The following is a 7,600-nucleotide window of genomic DNA, read 5'->3' as shown; positions in this document are numbered from 1 at the left end:
AAAAACTCCAAAAAAAGAGTTTTTCTTAAAATAAATTTGCAATTGTGGTAAACCTAGAATACGACCGGAGCAACGCGGAGTGGAGAGATCTTTGTACTATATTAAAAGATCTCTCCACTGCGGTCGAGATGACGATTTATCTTAATCTGTCATCCCAACTCCTTTATTTTTTTCTAAAACTGACCCCTCAGGATGACAAATTAAAATGATTAACAGTGCATCTGTCTTTCCGTGGCAAAAAAACAAAACAATTTCCCTTTTTTAAGATTGTATGAATTATAAATGGATACTAAAACAGCAAAACAAAGAATTGCCATTATTGGTGGTGGGCCGAGCGGTCTTTTCATGTATAAAAGATTAACAGAATCAAAAGCGGTCAATTTTGAGATAGACATTTTCGAGCGTAAAGATTATTTAGGTGCGGGTATGCCTTATAGTGCCGAAGGTGCTAATGTAGAACATATCACCAATGTATCAGATAATGAAATTCCGATCATTTTTAATTCTATAGAAGATTGGGTTAAAATAGCACCTAAAGCGGTTTTAAAAAAGTTTAACATCAACGAAGCGAAATTTAATGAATATAAAGTATTGCCCAGATTGTTTTTTGGAGAATACTTATCTGCGCAGTTTAATCTGCTTAAAGATGCAGCAGCGAAAAAAGGGATAAAAACCAATGTACATTTAAAATGTGTGGTAGAGGATATTATCGATTCTTCTAAAGATAATCAAGTGACTGTGTGCGTTAAAGATCATCACAAGGCCTATTTCGATCATATTATTATCTGTACTGGGCACAATTGGCCTAAAAAATATGAGGGCAGGATTCCCAATTATTTCGATTCTCCATACCCACCTAAAAAAATAGCATTAAAACTTAACCACGCTGTTGGTATCATGGGATCATCGTTAACTGCTATTGATGCCTTAAGAACACTGGCCAGACAAAATGGTAAGTTTGAAGACAATGAGGACGGAACCTATCGTTATCATTTAGAAAGCAAAGGCTTTAAAATTGTAATGCACTCCCGTAGCGGTTTGTTACCCGCTATTCGTTTTCATCTGGAAGATTCTCATTTAGGAAAGGAAGAAACGCTAAGCAAAGCCGAAATTCAGGCGAGCATAGCTGAAAACGGAGGTTTTTTACCCTTGGATTTTGTATTCGAAAAGAATTTTAAAGAGATGTTTATCGAAAAAGATCCGGCATTTTATAAGCAGATCAAAAACATGAATCTCGAGGAATTTGTAGCGGCCATGATGGGCTATAGAGAAAAAATGGAACCATTTGATCTCTTTAAGAAAGAATACGATGAAGCCGAAAAATCTATAGAAAAGCGAAAATCTATTTATTGGAAAGAAGCTTTAGCCGTTTTAAGCTTTGCCATGAATTATCCTGCCAAATACCTTTCTGCTGAAGATATGGAGCGGCTCCAAAAGGTATTAATGCCCTTAATTTCTATTGTAATTGCATTTGTACCCCAAAGCTCGTGCAGAGAATTATTGGCACTGAACGAGGCTGGTGTGTTAAGCATTGTTGCTGTTGGAGATGATGCAGAACTTAAACCCTTAGAAACAGGTGGTGCGGATTATCATTACACGGTAGATGAAAAGAAGGTTACTGTTCACTTCGATACTTTTATCGATTGTGTTGGCCAACCACACCTTTCTTTCGATGATTTTCCGTTTAAAAGTTTAATCAAGAATGGAACAGTTAGTCCAGCCATGTTGCAGTTCGAGTCTGCTGATAATGGAAAAGAAGAAATGAAGCATAATGATTTAGTTAAAAAGAAAGGTAATACTTACTTTTTAACTGTTCCTGGCATTACCATCAACGATCATTTTCAGGTGGTTAATGAGGCGGGACAGGCGAATGAAAGAATTTATATTATGGCCGTTCCGTACATTGGGGGATACAATCCCGATTATTCTGGAATCGATTTCTGTGAAGCCGCTTCTGAGGCGGTGTTGAAGCATGTTTTAAGGGAGAATAACTTTAGTTAATAAGATTCTCTATATATAAAATGTTGTTTCATGTATTTTGATTACACGAATACTGCAGCAAAGTAAGCTTAACTTATGAAGTAAATTAGTGTGTTTATAGAAAAATATGGCTAGTAAAACGGTTTATGATTTGCTTTTTACAGGATTATAAACCATTGTTTTTTTGAAAGTTAGTCTATTATACTGGTGTTTGATTTATTTCGTGATTCAGAACAGAAATTACTTAAAAATAATATGTTTGATTTAATTGTTTTTAAACGAAAAAATTGCCTAACGTAGTATTGGACCCTGTTTTGGGTGAAAAAACAAACGTTTGCGCTTAATTTGTGTTATGTCTTTTTTGAATTACAAAATTCGCAAAAATGGTATCGCATATTTGGGTTTAAGCCAACCTGAATATGATTCTATAGCCATAATTTTAGGCGCTAACCAAACTATCATTTAAAGCTTTTTCCTTAACAGTTATTCGTTATTAGAATATCGTTTAATAAAAATATAAAAATTAGTTAATTTATAGCACTTCCCAAAGCGTGCAACGGTTTAAAGCTTTACTTCTCACGCATTTTTTAAGCAAACGTTTGCGTTAAGAAAAAAAAAAAAACACCTTTCTTAATATATACCTTGCATTAACAAATCATAACTAGCCGATATTTTATTTTACTATTACGAGCAAAAAAGAATCTTGTCAACTAGCAAGAAAACAAAGAATAAATAAAATAACCAAAGAACCTCTAACCAAGGTATATAACAAACAAGCAAACAAAAACTAATCATTCTTATGCAAGTTAGGTTGCATTAAGAATTAATATTAATCAATTCTAAACCACATCCGATGATCAAAAATTTTACTTTTTGTCTTAAGGCATTGCTTTGCCCAAAATCTCAAATCGAGATAGTTTCTTAACTATATTTTACCAATCGAGTTTCTTCTTTAAACACTTAAACTTTTAATTAAACTAATAAAATGGTTAAAATTTATACAAGCGTTTGTATTGCCTTGTTTTTATCTGTTTTTGGATCGCAATCTTTATATGCCCACGGGGCATGGCTTAAAACGGCTAATGGTGGTTATTTTGTTTTTCAGCAAGATACAACTAAAGTTAAAAAAGATTCGTCCGCTTATTCCATTAAAACCGATACAATTGGCCAAATGGTTAAAGCACTACAGAAATTTAAAACAGTACGCGATACGATCAACATCCGTTCTTCAACACCTGTTCCGAATTTATCGTTACAGCAAATTATTAAAGGTAATTTGACTGGAGTGTATGTGCAGGAGCCAAATGGTGAACCCGGAACCGAGCAAAGTATTATTGTACAAGGTGCATCAGGTGTATTGTTTACTAAAAAGGATATTTATGCATTGCAGCCGGCAGTATACTTAAACGGTGTTCCACTGGTTCAAGATAATCCTTTTGCTTTTGATGTACAGAAATACGATTTTAATAGGATTGGCCCTGCTACTAATTTACTTTCACAGATCAGTATAGATAATATACAGTCTATCTCAGTAATTAAAGATCCGTTTGAATTGGCTAAACTTGGACCAAATGCGGCAAATGGTGCTATTTACATTACTACCAAAAATGCGAGGGCAGCTGGACTAAGAGATATTAGTACAAATGCCTATTTTGGGTTTGTTACCGCACCAAAAGTAAATACTGTTAACGGTGTTTATGAAAATAACTTCAGAAAACCGTTTTACCAGAAATATGCAACTGCAGAAAATTATGCAGGTTATGCCTCTTACTTAAGAGACTCAACCAATACTGCATATTATGGTCCATCAAACTGGAATGATTTGTACTATCAGAATACGCCAACCTTTTCTGCCGATTTAGGTATTACAGGTGGTGGTGATCGGGCAAACTTTAGATTTTTTGGTTCGGGCACCAAAAATGCTGGTAATGCCGATGATACCAATATCAATAAATACAATTTGTTTTTTGGTATTAATATGGCACCATTTAAATGGCTTACTGTTTCAAGTAGTGTAAATGCGGCCCGTTTAGATCGGACCAGAAACAAAAGCTTGCGCGATCGTTTTGCTGAAACCAGGTATATCCCGGATTTAACTAGTCCGTTATCTCCTAATTCTTCTATTTATGGAAGCTTTCTGGATGAGAATAATAAAAATGTAGATAATAACCGCAATACCATTTTAAATGGCAATCTGATATTAAGTGCCAGGGTTAATAAGTTTGTTATTTCATCTAGTCTGATTTTTGATTATAACGAAGGGATCAGGGATTACTTTACACCTTCTACTTTAATGGATGGTGTAAGTTACGTTTCAAATTATTTTGGTTATAGCCAACGTTTATTGCAGAGTAATACCATTTCGTATAAATATGAAATTAACAAAGCAAATACAGTTGATTTTGAAATAGGAGAGAGCTTTCAGGGCGATACTTACAAATATAATTATGCCAGAGCATATAATGGCCCCAATGATTATGTAAAACTAAACTTTGTGGATGGCCGTGAAAAAATTAATGGTGCAGATAATCCTGATTACCTAAATACTTTAGCCAGAGGCGATTTCTACGTTTTTAGATACATCGATAAAGAAAGAAATAATTTAATGTCTTTTTATGGTTCTGCCAAGTATAGCTATAAAAACCTGTTAAATGTAAGTGCCTTGCTAAGAAGAGATGGAGCATCAAATGGCCAGCCTGATAGCAGATGGGTTACTACGCCAGCTTTTAATGCCACTTTTAATTTAAAAGAACAGTTTTTAAAGAACAATACTTTTTTTGATAACCTACATCTTAGTGCCGGATGGGGTAGAAACCTGAGGATTTTTCTTGATGACAGATATGCTGCCGGCCCTCAGTACCGCTCAGAAAACGGATGGTTTGAAGAACCAACAATCCCTGGTTATGGTGGTAGGTTAGGAATTAACAGGCCATATGAGAGTGGATTTATCGGATATGGTATCAGCTTACCCTATTCTGATCGTACTAACATCACCGTGGATGGATCTTTCTTGAAAAATAGAATCAATGCAGCAATTTCATTATACAATCGAAACGATAACAATAATATTATTGGGGTTCCTGTACCTTTTGAAACGGGTTATAGTGTTAACTACCAATCAGGATTGGACATTAATAATAAAGGTTTAGAATTGATGTTGAATGGTGTGATTATTAGCAAACCAAAAGGATTAAACTGGAATACAACGTTAAACCTTAATTACAATAAAAATGAAGTTAAAGCATTACCTAATGGTTTAACAGCGGTAATTAGCGGAGATAATAAATTGGCCGTTGGTAAACCCGTTGGGAGTTTTTGGTTATATAGTAATAATGGAATTTACAATACCAATGCCGATATACCAGCTGGTAGAACTTTTAATGGTATCCCGATGAAAGCTGGAGATCCAAATTGGGCAGATTACAATGGCGACAACCGCATAGATAATAAGGATAAGGTTTTAACCGGAGATAGGTTACCGAAATTTTTAGGGGGTTGGAACAATACATTGGCTTACAAAAACTTCGATCTTAATTTCAATTTCATATTTGCACTAGGGCAGAAAGCAATTAACCAATATGAAGCTACCCGTTATGGTTTTATCAACCGCGAAGCTGGTAACGACATCAACTCGGTAAAAGAGGTTTCTTCTTGGCAGATATTCGATAACGAGAAAACATACCCCATTTATAACCCATGGAGTGATGTTGATGCTTACCGTGCAGATCAGGATTTATTCTTAGAAGATGCATCATACCTTAAGCTAAGGTCGGTAACACTTGGTTACGATTTTGGTAAAACAGCAATCTTTAAACAATCAGGAAAAACTGTTAGAAGAGCATATTTATATGCAACAGCTATGAACCTGTTTACCATTACTAAATTTTCGGGTGTAGATCCTGAGTTGGTGAACTACAATGGGTATTATGATGGTGCCAATTTAACCATCCCAAGAACATTTGTATTGGGCTTTAAATTGGATTTATAAAATAATTATACAATTAATATGAATTATATAATGAATAAAGAAAATAGGTTTTGCAAAACTGCTATCGCAATTTTTGTATTACTGATCGGCTTGGGTAACTTTTCTTGTAAAAAAATAGATGATGTACAATCTACAAGATTATCTACAGAAGAAACGAACTGGAAAACCTTAGAAGATGCAAAAGCCAACCTTTTATCTGTTTATGGCCTGCTTCGTTCTGCAACCGTGGCGGATAACGGACATTGGTTAATGGGCGATTTAAGACAGGGCGATTTTACCATTACTACACGTGCAGATTTAAAGGCCATTGTAAATGGGCAGCTTAATGCCTCATATCCGGTAATTAACAGGATTACCAACTGGAGAAGGTTTTATGCAGCGATAAATTCTGCAAGTCTTTTTGTAGAACGCGCTAAAGAGATTAAACAATTAGACCCACGATATACCCAGTTAAACCTTGATGTAGATGTAGCGCAAGCCAGAATGTTAAGAGCCTTTGCTTATTTTTACATGAGCAGAATTTGGGGCGATGTGCCTTTGCTAACTTCCTCTCATGATGGTGAGTTTATAAAACTTGGCAGAACTCCGCAACAAAAAGTTTTAGCATTTGCAACCAATGAGTTGTTGGCAGCAGCTAAGGTGGTACCTTTTCGGTATGGTGGTACCGATCCTATTATGCCAGGTTTATATTATGGTGCTAACTGGCCATCATGGAATGGTATTGTTTTTACCCGCTTATCTGCATATATACTTTTAGCACATATCGCTGCTTGGCAGGGTAATTATATCGATGCAGCCATCTATTCGAAATTCGTTTTAGATAATCAATCTACCCAATATTTTGTAGATGGTGCCAACCCGTTGGATTATATTGATATGAATGCACTAACGGAAAATCAGAACAACTATAGTCCGTTTGCATACAAAAGGGCAAACTTGATGGTTGGTTTTCCTTTCGAAGCGGGCAACGGTTTATCAACCGCTAACGGACACTTAGAGCAATTAACATTGGCTTCGCCGTTTATTCCAAAATCACAGCCAGAAATGTTTGTGTCAAAGGACAGTATTATTCGCGCCTTTAATGCCCCAAATGATCTTCGTTTTGGCGTTGATCCTGTAACGAACTTATACAGGACAAATTATTTCTATGGTTTTGAATCTGAGCGCCCGATTTTTAATAAAGTAAAAGTTATCTATCCATCTAATACTTCGGGTAATGTAACCTTATTCAGTTCGTCGATGGTGTTTAGCCGAATGGAGGAAATTACCTTATTAAGAGCTGAGGCGCTAGCTGTTTTAGGTTTAAGAGATGAGGCACTTAACGCATTGAATAGGGCTTGTGCACTAAGGGGTTTCAGCTTTACAACAGCTACACCAGATTTGGTTGCGGCAATTTTTCAGGAGCGGAGGAGAGAATTAATGGGCGAGGGTTGGAGATGGTATGATATTATAAGATATAATAGAATTAAAAACCCTCAAACTGTTTTTGCCACTAAAAACGGTACGCCGATGACATTTAAGCAGTTTGAAAATGCTGGTGGTATTTACTGGCCGGTATCACAAGATGTAATTAATGCAAATTCATCAATTACTCAAAATCCATATTGGCAATAACCTACCTAACTAGTTATA

Annotated in this window: 3 protein-coding genes; all 3 read left to right on the top strand. The window is 35.6% G+C overall.

Annotated features, from left to right (window positions below; all coding sequences use genetic code 11):
* Window positions 1-282 precede the first annotated feature (282 nt).
* The 3 genes from AC1RJ8_RS24785 to AC1RJ8_RS24775 all read left to right on the top strand — a co-directional run bounded on the left by AC1RJ8_RS24785 (window position 283) and on the right by AC1RJ8_RS24775 (window position 7,582).
* Window positions 283-2,001, top strand: a complete 1,719-nt coding sequence (locus AC1RJ8_RS24785) for an FAD/NAD(P)-binding protein (protein ID WP_492956116.1) — start codon at window positions 283-285, stop codon at window positions 1,999-2,001.
* 964 nt (window positions 2,002-2,965) lie between these two features.
* Entirely contained in the window at window positions 2,966-5,968 is a 3,003-nt protein-coding gene (locus AC1RJ8_RS24780) for a TonB-dependent receptor plug domain-containing protein (RefSeq protein ID WP_492956115.1), read from the top strand.
* Between the two features lie 30 nt (window positions 5,969-5,998).
* A complete protein-coding gene (locus AC1RJ8_RS24775) occupies window positions 5,999-7,582 on the top strand; it encodes a RagB/SusD family nutrient uptake outer membrane protein (RefSeq protein WP_492956114.1) in 1,584 nt (527 codons plus the stop codon).
* Window positions 7,583-7,600: the final 18 nt, after the last annotated feature.

This window comes from Pedobacter sp. GW822-FHT03F06 (genome assembly GCF_058801365.1).
Note: the sequence above shows the minus strand (reverse complement) of the source record. Positions and strands in the feature narration are given on the sequence as shown.

Excerpts from the sequence above, each read along its gene's own strand:
- AC1RJ8_RS24775 (WP_492956114.1), top strand. The coding sequence starts at position 5,999 with ATGAATAAAGAAAATAGGTTTTGCAAAACTGCTATCGCAATTTTTGTA.
- AC1RJ8_RS24785 (WP_492956116.1), top strand. The coding sequence starts at position 283 with ATGGATACTAAAACAGCAAAACAAAGAATTGCCATTATTGGTGGTGGG.
- AC1RJ8_RS24780 (WP_492956115.1), top strand. The coding sequence starts at position 2,966 with ATGGTTAAAATTTATACAAGCGTTTGTATTGCCTTGTTTTTATCTGTT.